The sequence below is a fragment of the Spiroplasma sp. ChiS genome, assembly GCF_002968355.1.
In the GTDB taxonomy this organism is placed as follows: Bacteria; Bacillota_I; Bacilli_A; order Mycoplasmatales; family Mycoplasmataceae; genus Spiroplasma; species Spiroplasma citri.
In genome coordinates this window covers 1-17804 of the sequence record NZ_PUUH01000112.1, presented here as the reverse complement: position 1 = coordinate 17804, position 17804 = coordinate 1, and the positions used below count along the sequence as shown (strand labels likewise).

Annotated in this window: 19 protein-coding genes and 1 pseudogene; 16 read left to right on the top strand and 4 right to left on the bottom strand. The window is 26.0% G+C overall.

Annotated features, from left to right (window positions below):
- Nucleotides 1-273: 273 nt before the first annotated feature.
- From C6B38_RS03870 to trxA, 3 genes are all read left to right on the top strand, one after another.
- Nucleotides 274-762: a hypothetical protein gene (locus C6B38_RS03870; RefSeq protein ID WP_233485521.1), complete on the top strand. Its 489-nt coding sequence runs from the start codon at nucleotides 274-276 to the stop codon at nucleotides 760-762.
- Nucleotides 763-1010: 248 nt separating this feature from the next.
- Nucleotides 1011-1820 (top strand): Cof-type HAD-IIB family hydrolase, encoded by an 810-nt coding sequence (locus C6B38_RS03865; RefSeq protein ID WP_105298722.1) that lies wholly within the window; start codon nucleotides 1011-1013, stop codon nucleotides 1818-1820.
- Nucleotides 1821-1874: 54 nt separating this feature from the next.
- Nucleotides 1875-2186: a thioredoxin gene (trxA, locus tag C6B38_RS03860; RefSeq protein WP_004027799.1), complete on the top strand. Its 312-nt coding sequence runs from the start codon at nucleotides 1875-1877 to the stop codon at nucleotides 2184-2186.
- Between the two features lie 412 nt (nucleotides 2187-2598).
- On the opposite strand, the gene C6B38_RS03855 is transcribed toward trxA, so the two are convergent.
- Together C6B38_RS03855 and C6B38_RS03850 are read right to left on the bottom strand one after the other, a co-directional pair.
- Nucleotides 2599-3015 (bottom strand): hypothetical protein, encoded by a 417-nt coding sequence (locus C6B38_RS03855; protein ID WP_004027797.1) that lies wholly within the window; start codon nucleotides 3013-3015, stop codon nucleotides 2599-2601.
- Nucleotides 3016-3049: 34 nt separating this feature from the next.
- On the bottom strand, nucleotides 3050-3691 hold the full coding sequence (locus C6B38_RS03850; protein ID WP_233485520.1) for a nitroreductase family protein: 642 nt from the start codon (nucleotides 3689-3691) through the stop codon (nucleotides 3050-3052).
- Between the two features lie 135 nt (nucleotides 3692-3826).
- Between C6B38_RS03850 and leuS the strand changes: the two genes are divergently transcribed.
- From leuS to C6B38_RS03795, 11 genes are all read left to right on the top strand, one after another.
- Nucleotides 3827-6244, top strand: coding sequence for a leucine--tRNA ligase (gene leuS / locus C6B38_RS03845; RefSeq protein WP_105298721.1), 2418 nt, complete (start codon nucleotides 3827-3829; stop codon nucleotides 6242-6244).
- A gap of 40 nt (nucleotides 6245-6284) precedes the next feature.
- The gene (locus tag C6B38_RS11085) at nucleotides 6285-7361 is read left to right on the top strand and encodes a TMEM164 family acyltransferase (RefSeq protein ID WP_233485519.1); all 1077 of its coding nucleotides are present in this window, start codon (nucleotides 6285-6287) and stop codon (nucleotides 7359-7361) included.
- An 87-nt stretch (nucleotides 7362-7448) separates the two neighbouring features.
- Nucleotides 7449-8255: an NAD(+)/NADH kinase gene (locus tag C6B38_RS03830; protein ID WP_105298720.1), complete on the top strand. Its 807-nt coding sequence runs from the start codon at nucleotides 7449-7451 to the stop codon at nucleotides 8253-8255.
- 2 nt (nucleotides 8256-8257) lie between these two features.
- Nucleotides 8258-8623, top strand: a complete 366-nt coding sequence (locus C6B38_RS03825; RefSeq protein ID WP_105298719.1) for a PTS transporter subunit EIIB — start codon at nucleotides 8258-8260, stop codon at nucleotides 8621-8623.
- A gap of 283 nt (nucleotides 8624-8906) precedes the next feature.
- Complete coding sequence (locus tag C6B38_RS03820) at nucleotides 8907-9473, top strand: ADP-ribosyltransferase (protein ID WP_308686798.1); 567 nt, start codon at nucleotides 8907-8909, stop codon at nucleotides 9471-9473.
- Between the two features lie 5 nt (nucleotides 9474-9478).
- Nucleotides 9479-9748 carry a binary toxin-like calcium binding domain-containing protein gene (locus tag C6B38_RS11080; protein WP_233485518.1) on the top strand — a complete coding sequence of 90 codons (270 nt, stop codon included), beginning with the start codon at nucleotides 9479-9481 and terminating at the stop codon, nucleotides 9746-9748.
- A gap of 91 nt (nucleotides 9749-9839) precedes the next feature.
- A complete protein-coding gene (locus C6B38_RS03815) occupies nucleotides 9840-10916 on the top strand; it encodes a hypothetical protein (protein ID WP_233485517.1) in 1077 nt (358 codons plus the stop codon).
- Nucleotides 10917-11332: 416 nt separating this feature from the next.
- The gene (locus tag C6B38_RS03810; RefSeq protein ID WP_105298718.1) at nucleotides 11333-11854 is read left to right on the top strand and encodes a methylated-DNA--[protein]-cysteine S-methyltransferase; all 522 of its coding nucleotides are present in this window, start codon (nucleotides 11333-11335) and stop codon (nucleotides 11852-11854) included.
- 307 nt (nucleotides 11855-12161) lie between these two features.
- Nucleotides 12162-13646 (top strand): hypothetical protein, encoded by a 1485-nt coding sequence (locus tag C6B38_RS03805; protein WP_233485516.1) that lies wholly within the window; start codon nucleotides 12162-12164, stop codon nucleotides 13644-13646.
- Nucleotides 13647-13702: 56 nt separating this feature from the next.
- A complete protein-coding gene (locus C6B38_RS03800; protein ID WP_105298717.1) occupies nucleotides 13703-15250 on the top strand; it encodes a sodium-dependent transporter in 1548 nt (515 codons plus the stop codon).
- Complete coding sequence (locus tag C6B38_RS03795; protein WP_105298716.1) at nucleotides 15244-15438, top strand: hypothetical protein; 195 nt, start codon at nucleotides 15244-15246, stop codon at nucleotides 15436-15438. Before C6B38_RS03800 ends, C6B38_RS03795 begins: the two co-directional genes overlap by 7 nt.
- Nucleotides 15439-15450: 12 nt before the next feature.
- Here the strand turns inward: C6B38_RS03795 and C6B38_RS03790 are convergent, their stop codons facing one another.
- Entirely contained in the window at nucleotides 15451-15885 is a 435-nt protein-coding gene (locus tag C6B38_RS03790; protein WP_233485515.1) for a PTS sugar transporter subunit IIA, read from the bottom strand.
- A gap of 162 nt (nucleotides 15886-16047) precedes the next feature.
- Here C6B38_RS03790 and C6B38_RS11075 point away from each other — a divergent pair, with 162 nt between their 5' ends.
- Together C6B38_RS11075 and C6B38_RS12225 are read left to right on the top strand one after the other, a co-directional pair.
- The gene (locus C6B38_RS11075; protein ID WP_233485514.1) at nucleotides 16048-16359 is read left to right on the top strand and encodes a hypothetical protein; all 312 of its coding nucleotides are present in this window, start codon (nucleotides 16048-16050) and stop codon (nucleotides 16357-16359) included.
- A gap of 244 nt (nucleotides 16360-16603) precedes the next feature.
- Nucleotides 16604-16735: pseudogene (locus tag C6B38_RS12225) on the top strand (MurR/RpiR family transcriptional regulator); the annotation flags it as partial.
- Between the two features lie 337 nt (nucleotides 16736-17072).
- On the opposite strand, the gene C6B38_RS03780 reads toward C6B38_RS12225, so the two are convergent.
- Nucleotides 17073-17300: an SIS domain-containing protein gene (locus C6B38_RS03780; protein WP_105298715.1), complete on the bottom strand. Its 228-nt coding sequence runs from the start codon at nucleotides 17298-17300 to the stop codon at nucleotides 17073-17075.
- Nucleotides 17301-17804 lie beyond the last annotated feature (504 nt).

Below are 17804 nucleotides of genomic sequence, written 5' to 3'. Positions count from 1 at the left end.
ATTTAAACTAATTTTTAGTTTGTTTAATTTTATATTTTTTATTTATTTATTTTATGATATTTTTTTATTATAAATAAATATTTTTATTATTTTTATTATTTTCTTGTAATCTTTAAAATGTGTGTGGTATACTACATATTTATTTGCAACATGGTTATGGTCAAATTGATAAGTTTGATGATTTGAATTTTCCTATAATTGCAATTGAATTAGATAATAAGGGAAGTGCTTATGTTTTAAATAATACTGGTAAAATTTATCATTTAGATTTATATGGTTGAGGGCATCAACAAGTGCCAAAAAATAGTAAACAATATAAATTTCAATTGAAAAATAAATGGGCCAATAACCGATGATACAAAAGTATGGGAAAAAACAATAAATTTAATTAAATGGTCAAACTATGCTAATAGTTGACAAGAGTTTAAAGAAAGATACAAATATATTGAAATTAATAAGATTAATTCTTCTGCAGGTGGTCAAGGTACAACAATATCTAATACTAAAGCAAATATTAAATTTAATACAGAAAATATCAAGGAAAATTGAGATTCTAATCAAAATCATATATCGCTTTTAAAGTATGACTATTATCTGTTTGTTCCTTTTGTTTATGTAAAACAAAAAGCAGTGTTATATATTAAAAGTTTATGAGTTGAAAGCGAGTATTTAAAAATGAATTTAGTTTCATATACTTCTTCTTTTTGTACTATTTATCATGTTTGAACAAATTTAAAAATTAATCAAGTTAAAGTGTATTAAAAAATAATATATAAAAAAGTACATTAAAAACTGTACTTCAAAAAGTAATTGAAAAACTTTTTGATAACGTACAGTTTTTTATTAACATATTTTTAATTAGATAAAATTAAAGCTTATAATTTATAAAAAATTTTTAAATTTAAACATTTTCTACTATAATTATTAAAACTATAAAATTAATGTTTGATCAATATTTTTAAATAATGTAATCATACAAGTTTTGAGGAAAAAGAAAGGAGCATAATTAGATGAAAAAAGCAGTTTTTTCTGATTTGGATGGAACTTTATTAAACGATAATCATCGGTTTAGTCGGTTAACAAAAAAAACAGTTAATTCAATTCAAAAAAAAGGAATCCCTTTTGTTGTTACAACAGGACGCCTAGCAAACGATGCAATTCGCCAAGCGCGAAAACTAAAAGTTCATAAATATGATGGTTATGTTTTGGCAAACAACGGGGCTAGCGCTTACTCTTTTAAAACTAATAGTTTTTTATGGATAATGATTTTTACAACAGCAGAAATTAAAACCATTTTTGAATTTACTTATCGAAAATATAAAGTTCATTTTTTTAGTAATAATAGTACTTATGTTTACGAATATGGTGAGAATTCTTATTATTGATCAAAAATAATGCGAACAAAATATAAAATTATTACCAAGGTGACTGATATTACAGAAGACATTACGCATGCTAGTGTTATTGCCCATCACTCCTTAGATGATAAAGCTGCTAATGAATTAATGACAAAGTTACGACAATTATTACCGCAATTAGATATTACCCAATATAATAATCGTGTTTTTGAGATTGCTTGTAAGGGGATTTCAAAAGGCAGTGCCTTGCAATTTTTATCACATCATATTGGAATTGATATTAGTCAAACTTATTCATTTGGTGATTCTTATAATGACCTTGAATTAATTCGCCAAGCTGGTGTTGGAATTGCGGTTGGCAATGCGATTAATGATTTAAAAACAATGGCAAATGAAGTAACATTATCAAATCGTGAAAATGGACCAGCAAAATATTTGCAACAGTTTTTCTTAAAAAAATAGTACTTTTATGATATGATAAAAAAGCAAGAGAATTCAGTAAAGGAGAGAATTAAAATGGCTGTAAATGAAATAAAAAGTATTGATGAATTCGAAAAAACAATTGGTGATGAAAAATTAACTTGCGTTGATTTTTATGCTGATTGATGTGGACCATGTAAAATGATTGCTCCAATAATTAATGAATTAGCAAAAACGCGTAGTGATGTTAATTTTATTAAAGTTAATGTTGATGTTTTACAAGATCTTGCTCAAAATTATGGAATTTTATCAATTCCGACATTAATTACCTTTCAAAACGGAAAAGAATTAAAACGTAAAACAGGATTTGTAACTGCTAACGAAATTGAACAAGATTTATTAAGTTAACAAAGTTTTTACTAATAATTTAAAAAGGAGAAAGTGAATACAAAATGGCAATGTCAATGAAAAAACGCCGTCGTTTAATGGCAGAAAAAAAGTGGCGAAAATCTTAGCTCGTAAAGAAGCTACAAAAAAACAAAAAGAAGAAACAAAAATTTCAAAATAGAATATTTAATCTTTAATGTATAATGTTTAATTTAATGAAGATATATTAATGACCTTTTTTAAATAAAAGATTTATTAAATCAATAACTATAATCTAACATATCTAAATAGTGCTTCTTATAAAATTAAAAAAGACATTTTACAATAAAAAAAATTTTAAATAAAACACTTAAATTATATTAAATTTTTTAAATATAATTAAGTTTTTTTTATTTAAAAGTAGTTTATAAAATAGCAAAAAATATCTTTTATTTTATCCTAAAATAGAAAACACAACAGCACAAATTAAAGCATAACCAAAATTAATTCCAAGTGTAGCAAGCAGAATAAAACCTTTTTTCTTTAAATATCAGACATAACCATTATATTCAGTTTTTAAATGTGAATATTTTGTAATAATATGAAAACCAAGGTCTGCTTGTCAGGGTGCTAATTCTTTTGTTACATTTAGTTTTCGCAGTGGATTTTTAACTAGAATTCAGTTAGTAATGAACATTACTAAAATAATAGCAATTAAAATACCAAAGAAAATTTGGGATAAGTCACTATTGCTTAATTGTAATTGTTTTTGACATAATATTAGTGGAATCATAATGCTAACTTGGATTAATAAAAAAATAATATTAGTAATTAAACTAATAATTCAAAAATTTTTAAGAGATGTTTTCATTAGATAATTAAATTTATTTTTAGTAAAATTTTTATTAATTAAGTTTAAAAAATGCTAACAAATTCATCCTCAGCAATTCGTAAGCGAGGGAAACTTGTTCCTTTAACATATAATATCCAAATAGCATTCCTAGCGATAAATGTCATTTTGTTGGATCAACAATATTATGTTCTGTAAAGAATGAGGCTGCTTGCAGCGGCGTAATTCCCCCCATAATGCTTGATCCAATTTTTAAATCAGCAGCTTGTAATGCCATAAAACTAGCAACAAGATGTGTTTGTTCATCAGAAAACATATCTGGACTTGGATAACTTTTTAAGTAATTACTCATTCCTCGTACATTTGTTTTTAATGTTTCACGACTAAAAATTCGCCCTAAGCGATTTGTTAAAAATTCTTTAGATGTCAAATAATCACCATTTGTTCCTAGTAGTAACGCTAAAATTGGAGCATCTTTTACTTTTTGTTGATTACCAAGCATAAAACAGCTTAATGCTGCTTGCTCTTTTAATTTTTGGTCTTTGATAATAATAACTTTTACTGGTTCTAAGCCATTAAAACTTGGTGCTAAAGCTCCAGTTGCTAAAATTGTTTTTAAATCACTTTCACTAACTGCTTTTGATTTATCATAGATTTTAATTGCTTTTCGAAATTTTGCTGCTTCTTGAACGCTCATGATTTTCCCCATTCTGTAATTTATTTATAAATTTATTATACGCTAATAAAATGTAATTAATAGTGCTTAAATTACTAACAAATTTCGGAACAATGTTATAATTAAAAGGATAAAAATTTAGAGAGGGTAATAAAGATGGAATTTTCGCATAAAGCAATTGAACAAAAATGACAACAATATTGAGAAGAACATCAAACTTTTAAAACAACAAATAATTCAGAGCAAAAAGCTTATATTTTAGATATGTTTCCATATCCATCAGGAGCGGGTTTACATGTTGGACATCCAAAAGGATATGTCGCAACTGATGTAATTAGTCGTATGCGAAAATTGCAAGGTTATGACGTTTTGCATCCAATTGGTTGAGATGCATTTGGTTTACCAGCTGAACAATATGCTTTACAAACAGGGAATGATCCAGCGGAATTTACTTTGCAAAACATTGCTAATTTTCGTAACCAATTAAAAGCACTTGGGTTTAGTTATGACTATGAAAAAGAAGTTAATACTTCTTCACCAGAGTTTTTTAAAACAACACAATTAATTTTTGAATTGTTATATCAAAATGGATTAGCTGAGATGCGTGATGTTGATGTTAATTGATGTCCTGAATTAGGGACAGTCTTAGCTAATGAAGAAGTTTTGAATATTAATGGGAAAATGGTTTCTGAACGTGGACATTTTCCAGTTTTAAAAAAACCAATGCGACAATGAGTATTAAAAATTACTGCATATGCAGAAAAATTATTATCAGGGTTAGATGAGGTTGATTGATTAGAATCCGTTAAAGAGTTACAACGAAATTGAATTGGAAAATCAGTTGGTGTTGAAATTAAGTTTGCGGTACAAAATAATACAGAAAGCATTAATGTTTTTACAACTCGTGCTGATACAATTTTTGGTGTTGAGTATCTTGTTTTAGCGCCTGAACATCCGTTAGTGTTAAAATTAACAACACCTGAATATGCAGCAACTGTTACAAAATTTTTGGCAGCAACAAAAGCAAAAAGTGATTTAGATCGTCAAGAAATTAGTAAAGAAAAAAATGGAATGTTTATTGGTAGTTATGCTATTAATCCAATCAATCAAAAAGTTATTCCAATTTGAATTGCCGATTATGTATTACCATTTTATGCTACTGGAGCTGTAATGGCTGTGCCTGGTCATGATGAGCGGGATTATTTATTTGCTTTAAAATATCAATTACCAATTAGTTATGTTATTGAAGGAGAACATCATAATAAATTACATAATAAAGATGGAAAACATATTAATTCTGATTTTTTGAATGGTTTAATGACAGACGAAGCAACAAAAAAAGCAATTGATGTTTTAACAGCAGCTGGGAATGCAAAAGTTAAAACTATTTATAAGCTTCGTGATTGGTTATTTTCTCGTCAACGATATTGAGGAGAGCCTTTCCCAATTATACATTGAGAAGATGGTTCAATTAGTTTAGTTGATGAAACAGAATTGCCATTGGAATTACCAAAAATGACAAATATTAAACCATCACAAACGGGAGAATCACCATTAGCTAATGCAACAGAATGATTAACTGTTGTTGATAGGACAGGGAAAAAAGGACGCCGAGAAACTAATACGATGCCACAATGAGCAGGTAGTTGTTGATATTATTTAGCCTATATTTTAATGGAAGATAAGCAAATGTTAGATTTACGTACTACAAAAGCACAAGCTTTGTTAAAAAAATGATTACCAGTTGATTTATATGTTGGTGGGCAAGAACATGCTGTTTTGCATTTATTATATTCACGTTTTTGACATAAATTTTTATATGACCAAAAATTAGTTCCAACTTCTGAACCATTTTATAAATTAGTTAATCAAGGTATGATTTTAGGCACTGATGGTTCAAAAATGAGTAAATCAAAAGGAAATGTGATTAATCCTGATGACATTATTAAATCACATGGAGCTGATACATTACGTTTATATGAAATGTTTATGGGACCAATTGAAGCATCATTGCCATGGAATCCAAATGGCTTAGATTCAGCACGAAAATGATTAGATCGCGTTTATCGTCTTATTAAAAATAATAATTTTTCGCAAGATAATAATCATGAGTTAGATTTTGTTTATCATAGTATGGTTAAAAAAGGAACAGAAATGTTAGAAAAATTAAGTTTTAATACAGTAATTTCACAATTAATGGTTTTTATTAATGCTTGTTATAAAACAAAAGGACCGATTTACCAACCGTATTTTGAAGGGTTTACTAAAATGTTAAGTTTATTTGCCCCTCATTTAGCAGAAGAAATTTGAGCAAAATTAAACCAACAATCATCGGTTGCATTATCAACATGACCGACATATGATGAAAAATATTTACAAAAAAATAAGGTTATAATTGCAGTTCAAGTTAATGGTAAATTACGTGCTAAATTGGAAGTACCACTTGATACATCAGAAGAAGAATTATCAGTTTTAGCTAAAGCTAATAGTAATGTTCAAGCCTTTTTAGTTAAGCATGAGATTATTAAAGAAATTATTATTAAAAATAAAATTGTTAATTTTGTTATAAAATAGATAGAGAAAATATTAATTATTTAATCAAAGGAGAAAAGTAATGAAATTTGTTCGTTCTAGTAATGGACCATGAGTATTTTTTGACCCAGCTGGTTCGTATATACCGTGTGCTGATTGAACTAATCAGTGATTTTTTAAAGGTCATAATTATGTCTTTCAATTGGTGGGCATTAGTATTTTTGTTTTAATTATTGGATCATTATTTGTTTGTAGAAAATATTATGCAAAAACTGTTAATTGAAAATGGTTTCGGATTTCAATAGGGCTGTATCAAATTGTAAGTTATTTTTTAACATATGCAATTTGAGTAACTTATTTAGCAATTGTTTTAAAAACAGAATGAATTTGAGGACCGGTGGGGCCTTCTCAAATTCGTGGTTTAAGTGAAGTTATGCCATTACATTTATGCAGTTTACACCAGTTATTATCGGGCTGTATTTTAATTTTTCCTAGTCGAAAATTTTTTGAAGTTGTTGCTCCATCAGCGATTGTTTTGCCAATTTTAGCAATTATAACGCCAGTTAATGGTTACTGAAGTTTAGACAATTTCTTTTATTATAATTACTTTATTCTTCATACATTAATTATTTTTGCTTATTTATATGTTTATAAATATGGTTTAGTTGGAAAACCTTATAGTGGTTTATTATTTAAATGACAGTTATTATGATTAACGTTATTTTCTATTATCGCAGTAATTTGAGACTGAATTTTTAAAACAAACCAATTATTTGTGGGGCCAAATAATGGGGAACCATGAAACAATGGTGGTTTTAATGTTGGCGGTTGAAATACAAACTTTATTGGAGCAAAATATATGTGACCATTTGCTTGGTTACCAATTTTTTTATTAGGAATTGTAATTGTTTCATTAACACATATTTTATTATTTTATATACCACAAAGTTTTTTATATGATAAAAAAACAAAAAAATTAGAATCTGTTCCTCGCGGAGTATGTAATAAATTTCATACTAAACAAGGATTAACTTATATTAGTTTTACTTTTAAATATATTTTTTGGCCAGATAATAAAATTCATTATCATCTAAATCAAACTAATTTATTACAGTTTACTGATATTGAATTATTAACAATTCGCAATAATAATAGTTAGCAAAGCTAACTATTATTTATTTAATTAAGTTTTCAATTTAAAATAAAGGTATAATGTAAGTAAATGAAAGAAAAGGTGGCAATAACAATGTTTAAATATGCAATTATTGCAAATGATTATCAAGAATCAACACAGTTAGTTAATAAAATTAGTAAACTTTTACAAGAAAATCAATTAAAAGAAGATCTTGGTAACCCACAGTATGTTTTTATAATTGGTGGAGATGGAACTTTATTAAGAGCAGTTAATAAAGTTCAAGATATCATTGATAAAGTTTCTTTTATTGTAATTAAATCTGGTTCATTAGGGTTTTATGCTAACTATGATGAAAATACCTATGCCAAAGCAATTAACGCAATTATTAATAATAAAATTCATATTCGACAAATGCCATTATTAGAAATTAAATATAATGGTAATCTTATTCGCTATGCATTAAATGAAGCAAAAGTTGTTGATCATGTTAAAACAATTCGCACTGAAATTTATGTTAATAATGATTTATTGGAGCATTTCCGGGGAAGTGGTCTTGTTTTTGCAACGAAAACTGGTTCAACTGGTTATATGCGAGCAATTAATGGATCAATTATTGCAACTAATATTTCAACCTTATGGCAATTAAAAGAAATTGCCCCGGTGGCAAATTCAACTTTTTCCACAATTAACGCTTCAATTATTTTAGATCAAGACCAAATAATAAGGTTAACTGGTGACTTAAAAGGAAAAAGTTTAGTAATTGATACTTATGAATCAGAAATTTTAAGTTCTGATATTGAATTAAAAATTAGTCAAAAAACATTAAACTTATGCTATGATGAGGAAAATGATTTAAGTCTAATTGCGAAGATGAAGTTATTATTTTCACATTGCAATGATAACAGAGGAGATGATTAATAATGCGAGTTGAATATATTATTATCATTGTTGTGGCAATGATTTTAATGGTGCTATTTATGTTAATGATAATTTTTCGTAAAAATATTTTAAATTTTCAAAAAATTCTTGTTCCAAAACAAATGCTTTCTTTTTCTATTAATGACTTAATTAGTATTTTAGGAACAAAAACAAATATCACAATGGTTAAAGCAACCTTAACCCGCTTGCGAGTAACAGTAAAAGATTTAGATGAAGTTGATTTTGTTTTGTTAAAAACTAAATTTAAATTAAAAGATATTGGTATTGTCTTACAAACTGTTATTTTGCCATTTGGGAATGTGAGTTTAGCCATAAAAGATGAAATGAATAAAATTATTACAACGTAAAAATTATTACATTTTTTTATTGTCGTTTATTTTTTTTCTGCAAATAATTTGTTAAAAGCACTAAAGTAATTTTTTTTGTTATTTTTAAGAGATAATTTAATTATAAAGTGGAGGAAGAATTGTGATGATATTTGAAGAGTTTATTTTTTATGTACCAGCGTGAGGACGATTAAAGCAACCTTTCAATAAAAAATTTAATAAAAATTGACACCACTATAAAAAAAGATAGGCATGAAGAAGCAAGGAATGGAGGAAGGCAACTATATAATGATTGAGAAAATAAATTAACAAAAAATGAAAAAAGGAATTCAAGGAGTATTTAGAACAATATACTGGGAGTCATTACATAGCAATTAATGAATATTTACGTAAAACAAATGGAAAAATATATCATGATATTGAAGCTGTTCCAACAGACCTTGAATTTACAAAAAATGATTTAAAAAAAGTTAATGATAAAATTTTAAAATTAGATAAATCATTTCAAAAAGCAAAAACAAATGAAAAATTAGTTGTTTTTCGTCACATTAGTGGTTATCAATTTTCAGACCATGATCTTAATTTACGTGATGCAAATAATAAAATTAACCGTGATTTATTTGTTCAAATTCGGCAAGACTATACTGGCGAAAAATTTACGCAACATAGTTTTTTAAGTACATCTTTATCAAAAGACCCGCATAAATCATATTCAGGGGGTCGTTATCCAATTTTATTAAGAATTAGTTTACCAAAAGGAACAAAAGCAATTTATGTTGATGAAATTAGTAAGTATCCTGGTCAAAATGAATTATTACTAAATCGTGGTTATACCTTTCGTTATCATAACTTTCTTGAAAAGGAGGAGTAAATGTTATGGAAAAAAACACAGAGATTAAAAATATTAAACAACAAAGTTCTTGTCTTGATAATGATTGTGATCATGCGTTAGATAGTGATGATGATGGCATTCCTGATTATTGAGAAATCAATGGTTATACGGTTGAAAAGGGATTAATTGTTCCTTGAGATGATAAAAAACACAAAACAGAAAAATTTATTAAATATAAATCAGACCCATACAATAGTCATACAACAGGGGATCCTTATTCTGATGCTGAAAAAGTATTAGGAAAAATTGATTAAGGGGTTTTACCAAAAGCACATCATCCACTTGTTGCTGCTTATCCTAAAATTGGGGTAATGATGAATAAAATGATTTTATCCAATAATTTTAATGTTACTAAATGAGGAAGGAAGATCAGTTGGACAACAAAAAAGTAATACTATTAGTGTTTCAACTTCTAGTAGTAATACTGAAGCAACAACTGTTGGAGCATCGGTTTCGGCAGAAATTTCCCTTTTTCCGAGTCTTTATGTTAGTGCTAATATTTCACATGAATGATCTAGTAGGGTATCTTCTGAGCATTCTAGTTCTAATACATCATCTGAAGAACAAGGCCAAACATGAACCCATTCACTAGGAATTAATACTTCTGAAGTGGCATATTTAAATGGAAATGTTAAGTATTTAAATGTGGGAACAGCGCCAATTTATGAAGTTCGTCCAACACTTAATTTTGTGTTAGGAATTGGTGAATTATCAAATACAATTGCAACAATTATTGCAAAAAGTAATACGACAGCAAATGTTATTTTGCCAGGGGCAATTTTTCCTGATAAAGTTCAAAATTCAATTGCTTGAAATACAATTGATGATTTTAATTCACAACCAATTAAATTGAATTATGAACAAGTTGAAGCATTGCAAACTGGTGTGCCATTACAGATTCAAACAATTCAAACATCAGGGTTATATAAAACATATACTGCTGATATGTTACCAATGGTGAATGAATATCAAAAATGAGAACATATTATGGTTGATATTTATAATCGTACTGCTTGTTTAACCTTAATTTTTGAAAATGGTGATATTCAAGAAAGACGGGTTTCTGCTCGGAAAGAAGATAACTACGATGACCAATTGCAAGCAGAATTAACATTAGGTGAAGCATTTCAAATTGCTTTTAATAATGCCAAAGTCAATGATGATGTTTTAACTTATAACAATACTAAGTTTATATTACAAGGTAATATTGATATTATTTTAGATGAAAGAACTTTAGCTTTACTAAAAAAACAAATTAAAAAATATGATTTGAAAAATATTTTTAATATTAGATTAATTCAAGGAATAAAAATTATTTTTAAAGAAAATAATGACAAAGACACTATGGTTAATAGATTTTTTACAGAAATTTGTTCAATTATTGAACAAAAATTTCGCTTTTTTCACTTACAAATTTTCTAAGAAAAGATAAGAGAATAGTTGGAGTATCAAATTATATTAAAAAAATAATTAAAGAAAATAGTAGTGATATTCCTGAACATTTTCTTGATGAATTAAAAATTAATATTCAGTATGTTAATTCTGACTTTAAAGTAGGTTTACAATATAGAGATAAACATAGTAAAACTTTCCCATTAATAAATGAACTTGATTTATTCGGTTAATTTAAAACTGGAGCATTATTTTAATATAATTAACTTTTCATTGGGATTTAATGTAAGTTGAATCCCAGTTTTATTTTTTTATTTACCAATAAAAAATGAAAAAAATTTGCTAATTATAAATAGTTTTTCATAAATTAATAGTATAATTTAAATACCTTAAAGCACAAAAAAATTTATTTTAATCAAAAACAGCAATAACTAGGAGGTTAAAATATGACCAAACAAAAGTTAACTAAATGATATTATAACAATTTAAAGGTTAACAATTGAAATTTATATGTTGCTGTTTCTGAGCAGGGCGTAACTTTTATTGGTTCTAATAACAAAGGGTTTAATGAATTAGAATCTTGGTTGAAGAAAAAGGGACCAAATATTTTATTAATTGCTGATCAAGAAGGAAAAACGAGTCTTGTTATGGAGCAATTAACGGAATATTTAATGGGAAAACGAACATTTTTTACTTTATCGTTTGATTTCACTGGTACTTTGTTTCAGGAAAAGGTTTGAGCAGAAGTTGCTAAAATTCCATATGGAACAACAACTTGTTATGCTGATATTGCACAAAAAATTGGACATCTGCAAGCAATGCGAGCTGTGGGAACAGCAATTGGTAATAATGCCATAACAATTCTTGTTCCGTGTCATCGTGTTTTAGGCAAAAATAATGCTTTATGTGGCTATCGTGGTGGATTTGAAATGAAAGCATCATTATTACAATTAGAAAATATTTGATAATTAGGTTTTGTTAATAATTATTTTATTTATTTTGAGTTTATGCTTTGTTAAAAGTAATTTTTATTACAATTAATTTTATTTTTAACAAACATATTGTTTATCATCAATAAATTTTTAATATATTAAAAGGAGAAAAAAATATGGGAAAGTTTCATACAATAGCAAGTAGTTTATTAGTGTTTGGGACTATTAATATGACATTTATGGCTACTTCTAGTTTTATTAACCAAAAAAAAATATTATAGAAATATTATCAACGACAGCTTCATCACCTGACGAAGATGATTTTATTTATTCAGGTTATTTATTGCGCTATTTTATTTATAAGTCTTCTAATATTGATAAAAATAAAACGGTAAAAATGATGGAAAAGAATATTGTTAATAATAAAAATAAAATTTATAATGTTGTAACTAATATTGGGAATGTGAAAATGGATACTAAAGAATTATTTGAAATGTCATTAATGGCATCGATTATTAATACTAGTATTTATGGAATGACAACTTGAAAAGAATTTTTTGCCGAAGCATATTCAAAATGAATGACAATGCCAAATGAAATGAAAAATAAAAGTTGAGAGATTTTAAATAATTTTTTTATTGATATTTATACTCCACTTCAAAAAGAAAATCTTGGTTCACGTATTACTTCTTTACAATATCAACTTGATAAAATTGACCAGTATGTTGCAAAATCAAATCTTAGTTATAATACTAATTTAACAAAAAAACCGATTAATGCTGTTGATTTAAAATATAATTTGCCATCTTTTGAGTTTGGTTTACAACAATTAATTCCCCAAGATAGTAATTTCTGAAAACTTAGTTATACTTTTAATGCTCTTAAAACAAGTTTAATTATGTGGCAATCAAGTGGAATGAAAGATATTAAAACTATAAATTTTAGTTTTAATGGAAATATTCTACGAGATACCATTATTAATAATGGTCAGGATTTAACAGAGGGATTAGGAGATATGATGAATGATTCATATACTAGAGCATCACAATCATCGCGGACAAAATTTGAAAATTTTATGAATACTAGTAAACAACAATATTATTCATCATTTGATAAGTTAGATGAAGATTTAAAAAAGATAACAGAGTATGAAAATAATTATTACTATGAAAAGGGAAGTACCATTTTCTTAAAAGATAGTGTGCAAGCAATGCAAAAATATTATCATTGAAATGATAAGATTATTGAATTTCTTAAAAATCAAATTTTAAATTTATTTAATATGACTTATGCAATAACTGGTGATAATTTTAAATATTTTTTAACTGGGTTTCTATTTTCTCCGGATGCTCCATTGCTAAAAATATCTGGAGAAACAACAGCTTATACAAGTTATTTTCTTGAATTACTGCCGGGAACAAAACGCATTACTTCAGCAAGATCGGCTTATATTATTATTTCTGCAAAGGAATTTGCTGATGCTTTGTTGGATAAAACTATTTCTAAATATCTAATTGGGTGGTGAAGTTCACCAAATATTTTTTGTTCTTTAAATCATGAGATGGGGCATGCTGTTGATGTTTACTATGGAATGCTTAAAGAAGCACGAAATGTTGCGCCAAAATATTTTCAGAGTTATCTAAATAGTTTAGGAATTAAGGACAAATATAGGGGTAACATTTTTGGTTATGATGATATTGTAAGTTATAATCAAAAAGTTAACATTATTAAAATTGTTTTAATTATTATGTTTGGTGCTTTTTGTACAAGTATTATTATTACCATTGCTTGGGGTATTAGTCGCAAGATTAGAACTCAAAAAAAATAGGAATGATAAAAATGCAACAATATTGCATTTTTTATTTAAAATAAAGGAGGAAAAAAATGAGTAGTAAAAAACAAATGACAAAATTTGGATTTATTGTTTCATCATTAGGTGCAGCAATCGGATTAGGGGTAATTTGGGGATTACCTGGTTATATTAATAAATATGGTGGATTTTATTTTTTCTTAATATATATTTTTGCGTTACTAATTGTAGGAGTACCGTTATTGATTTTTGAATTTAACTTAGGAAATCTTCGGCGTAAAAGTGTAATTAACATTTTTGATAAAGAAAGTGTTCGTTTTAGTCGCTTTATGGGTTGATTTCAATCAACTTTAATGATTATTATTCCAATTTATTATGCTGTTTTAGTTGGTTATACTATTATTTCAATTGGAATTGAATTTAGTCCTAACTTGATTAGTAATGTTGATGGAAATATTTTTAATCATCATATTTTACAACATGGCGGTTTTGGCGTAACTAACAATGGTGGTTTTCAATGAATTGTATTCTTGGCGTTCTTATTTGTTGTTTTGTTAGTTGGTCTTGTATTATTATTTGGAATTAAAGGAATTGAAAAAGTTAATAAGTTTTTTATGCCTTTATTATTTTTAATTATTTTAATTTTAGCAATTTATATTTTAACAGTTCCAGGGAGTCATCAAGGGTTAGCAACATTATTTTTAACAAATAATTTAGAAAAATTAAAACAAAGTCAAACATGATGTAGTGTTTTTTCCTTAGCCTTTTTTACAACATCATTAGGAATGGGAATGATGATGCGCTTTGCTGGCGTAGGGCCGCACAAGCAAGATAATGCTTCGAAAGCTTACTTATTAGTAATTGGAATTTTATTTTTATCAATTACTAATTTAATCTTTATTTTTGGTGCATCAGGGGCAATTGTTAATAATTTAGTTCCTAATAAAAATAATATTTTATTATTTCAACAACAAATTACCACTAAGTTTGGTGATGATTCAATGGTTTTTGTTTTTAATGTTTTACCAGAAACTTTCCATATTATTAATCAGAATACTGTTGTAGGAGTTGGAAATTTCTTAGGAGTTTTATTCTTTTTAGCTTTATTTATTGCCGGATTAAGTACAACGGTAGGTAATGTTGAAGTTATTGTGGATGCTATTGAAACACAATATGAAATTAGTAATCAAAAAGTAATCTGTGGGATTTGTTTAACAATTATTCTTGTTGGTTTATCACTAGTTTTTGAGAGCACATATCAAGTAATTAATTCATTTCAATTATTAGCAGCAGGATTAGATTTAATTTTAGTATCTTTAGCACAAGTTATTTTCTTTGTTTGATATGCAAAAAAACTACATATTGTAATTAATTATAATAACCAAGTATCATGAATTAAATTAAATAAGTTATATAAAATTATGATGTATTATTTAATTCCAATTATATTAGTTTTTATTGTTGGCTTTTCAGTTTATGATTTTATTATTAGTTGTACAAAAAATGTTTGATACATCTCAGTATTAGCTTTCATACTAGGTATTTTTGTGCCACTACTAGTTGCAAGTTTAAATAGTTATTATGGCATAAAACGAGAAAAAGGAGGGCAGAAACCATGTTAGTTACCATCGCCATTGTTGTTTTATTAGGTTTAGCAGCGTTATTAGCAGTTGCTTTTGGTTTTTTTATTTACAAAGATTGACAACGCAGTCAGCATACATTAGAAGTTAAACAAAAATTAGCATTAGAAAATAAGTTAGAAGAAGATTTAGAACCAAGTTTAGATCAGAAAACTAATGAAAGAAAGTAAAATTAGTATGTTCTAATTATCATATTGTTTGATAATTTCAATTAATTCCATTGTTGATGAGCAATTTTTTATACTAGTTAAAAATTCTTTTTTTGCAAATAGTTTAGCGATTGATTGAAGTAATTCTATATGTGAAAAATTATCTTCTGCTGCAAGAGCCAAGCAATATTTAATATCGTACTTGTCTTCTTTTTGAAATTTAACTGGATTTTTAAAATATGTAAAACTTATTCCATTTTTTAAAATTGTCGAATCAGACATAATATGTAATAGTGCTAATTTCGGTGCTACAACATAATAAGGTCCTAAATCATTTGTTATTTCAATAATTTTAGTGGGAAAATCAGTTTTAACATAATTATTTGTAATTAATAGTTCAGATGCTAATTCAATTGCTTGTTCTCATTTGCTAATTGGTTTTTTCAATATACTGTAATAATTTTTCATTAAATATTTTCATTTTTTATAAACCTTTATATTTTTTTTATTATTTCTATTAAAAAGAAGATTATAAAATACAATAAAATTACTTATTTTTGTATTTTTTTACTGAAATGCAAATTTTTTGAAAATTTAATACATTATAATTTTTAATAAAGGAGGACATAAATGATTCCAATAATTGCTTTGGATTTATATAATTTAACATCTTTAGAAAAATATATCGCAATTGAAATTAATAAAAAACCAGAATATTTCTTAAATAATTCAATTACAATAATTAGTAAAAAATTGGGAATAGCAACATCAACGATATCTAGATTATCAAAAAAAGTAGGATATAGAAATTTTAAAGAGTTTAAAATGTTTATTTATCAAAAAATTAAACAGATTAAAAGTAGTTTTAATTTTCAATATAATGATAATTTACTTAATTTAATTCAAAAAATTAAAAAAATTAATTTATATTCTGTTTTTTAAACGATTAATAATTTAGATTTGTTAGAATTAGAAATATTATTAATTGTATTTTTATTTCTAAGCGCATTTTTATTTTTGGTGTTGCTTCATCTGCTGTTATTTGTTCTGAATTAAATAATAGTTTAATTAAATTAGGATTTAATTCTTATACATCACAAGATTTTCATGGTCAATTATTATTTTTAAATTCATTTAATGATAATGATTTAATGATTTTTTTTCAAAATCTGGTCGTACGCGTGAAATTCTTGAATTACTTAAATTAAGTAGAAAAAACCATATAAAAACAGTTTTAATTACAACTAAACAACAAAATATTAATTTACTTCAATCAGATTATAAGATTTTATATTATTCTTATTTAGACTCAACTTATTTTTCAACTGTTTCTAGCAATGTTTCGCAATTAATTATAACTAATATTTTAATAACAATGTTAATAGAGAAAAACCATCAAAATTATGAAGAAATTCAAAAAGGTACTATTTTAATTGATAATTGAAATAAAAAAGGTATTATTGTATAAAATTAAGAATTAATTTTGTTTCAATTTTTAATTATATGAGTTCCATGTAAAATTAATTTTTTAAATTGTTTTTCTTTTTCCATAAATTTGGTTAAAAATAATATCAACAAATAGCAATTGTGTAATTTTAGAAGATACAGATGAATAGCGAAAAACTTGTTCTAATGTTCAAAAAATAATTTTATTATTATAAATATTTTTCATAACCACAATTTAAATTTGAAGTTATTAAAGTAATTGGAATTTTATATTTAATTCCATTTTTTAATATTTCAAGAATTTCACGCGTACGACCAGATTTTGAAAAAAGAATAATATGATCTTTTTCAGTTAAAGAAGGAATTGTTAGTAGTTGTGTATGAAAGTCTTTATTACAAATTATATTTATTCCAATTTTTTCTAAATTATTTGACAATTCTTCACATGCAATTCAAGATGAACCAATGCCAAATAGAAAAATTTTATTTGCTGTTGTTATATTATTAATTAGTAGATCTAAATTATTATGGTCAATATTTTTTATTGTTTCATTAATAGCATATATATTATATGTAGAAATATTATTAATAGTATCTTTAAAATTTGTTCCATTTGATAAATTATAATTTTTTTGTATTGGTATCGTGTATGATGAACCCGTAAAAAAGCAACTCTTGTTAAAGGGTTGTTTTTTTATTTGAAAAACAATCTAACAATTTAATAAATATTTTGGTGGTCTAACCCAACAGTAATCAGTCTGGAAATAATAGACGCAATAACTTGCGATAGTGGTGATAAGTGCGAGGTCAACATCAAACCACAATAAAAATAGAGATGGTCACTTTATAAATAAATTTGCGATTAGCATTAGGTTCTTCAGGGTGCGAGTGAATTTATTTTAAAAACTGAACGTTTTGACCTGAAATGGTGCGGATGAAGA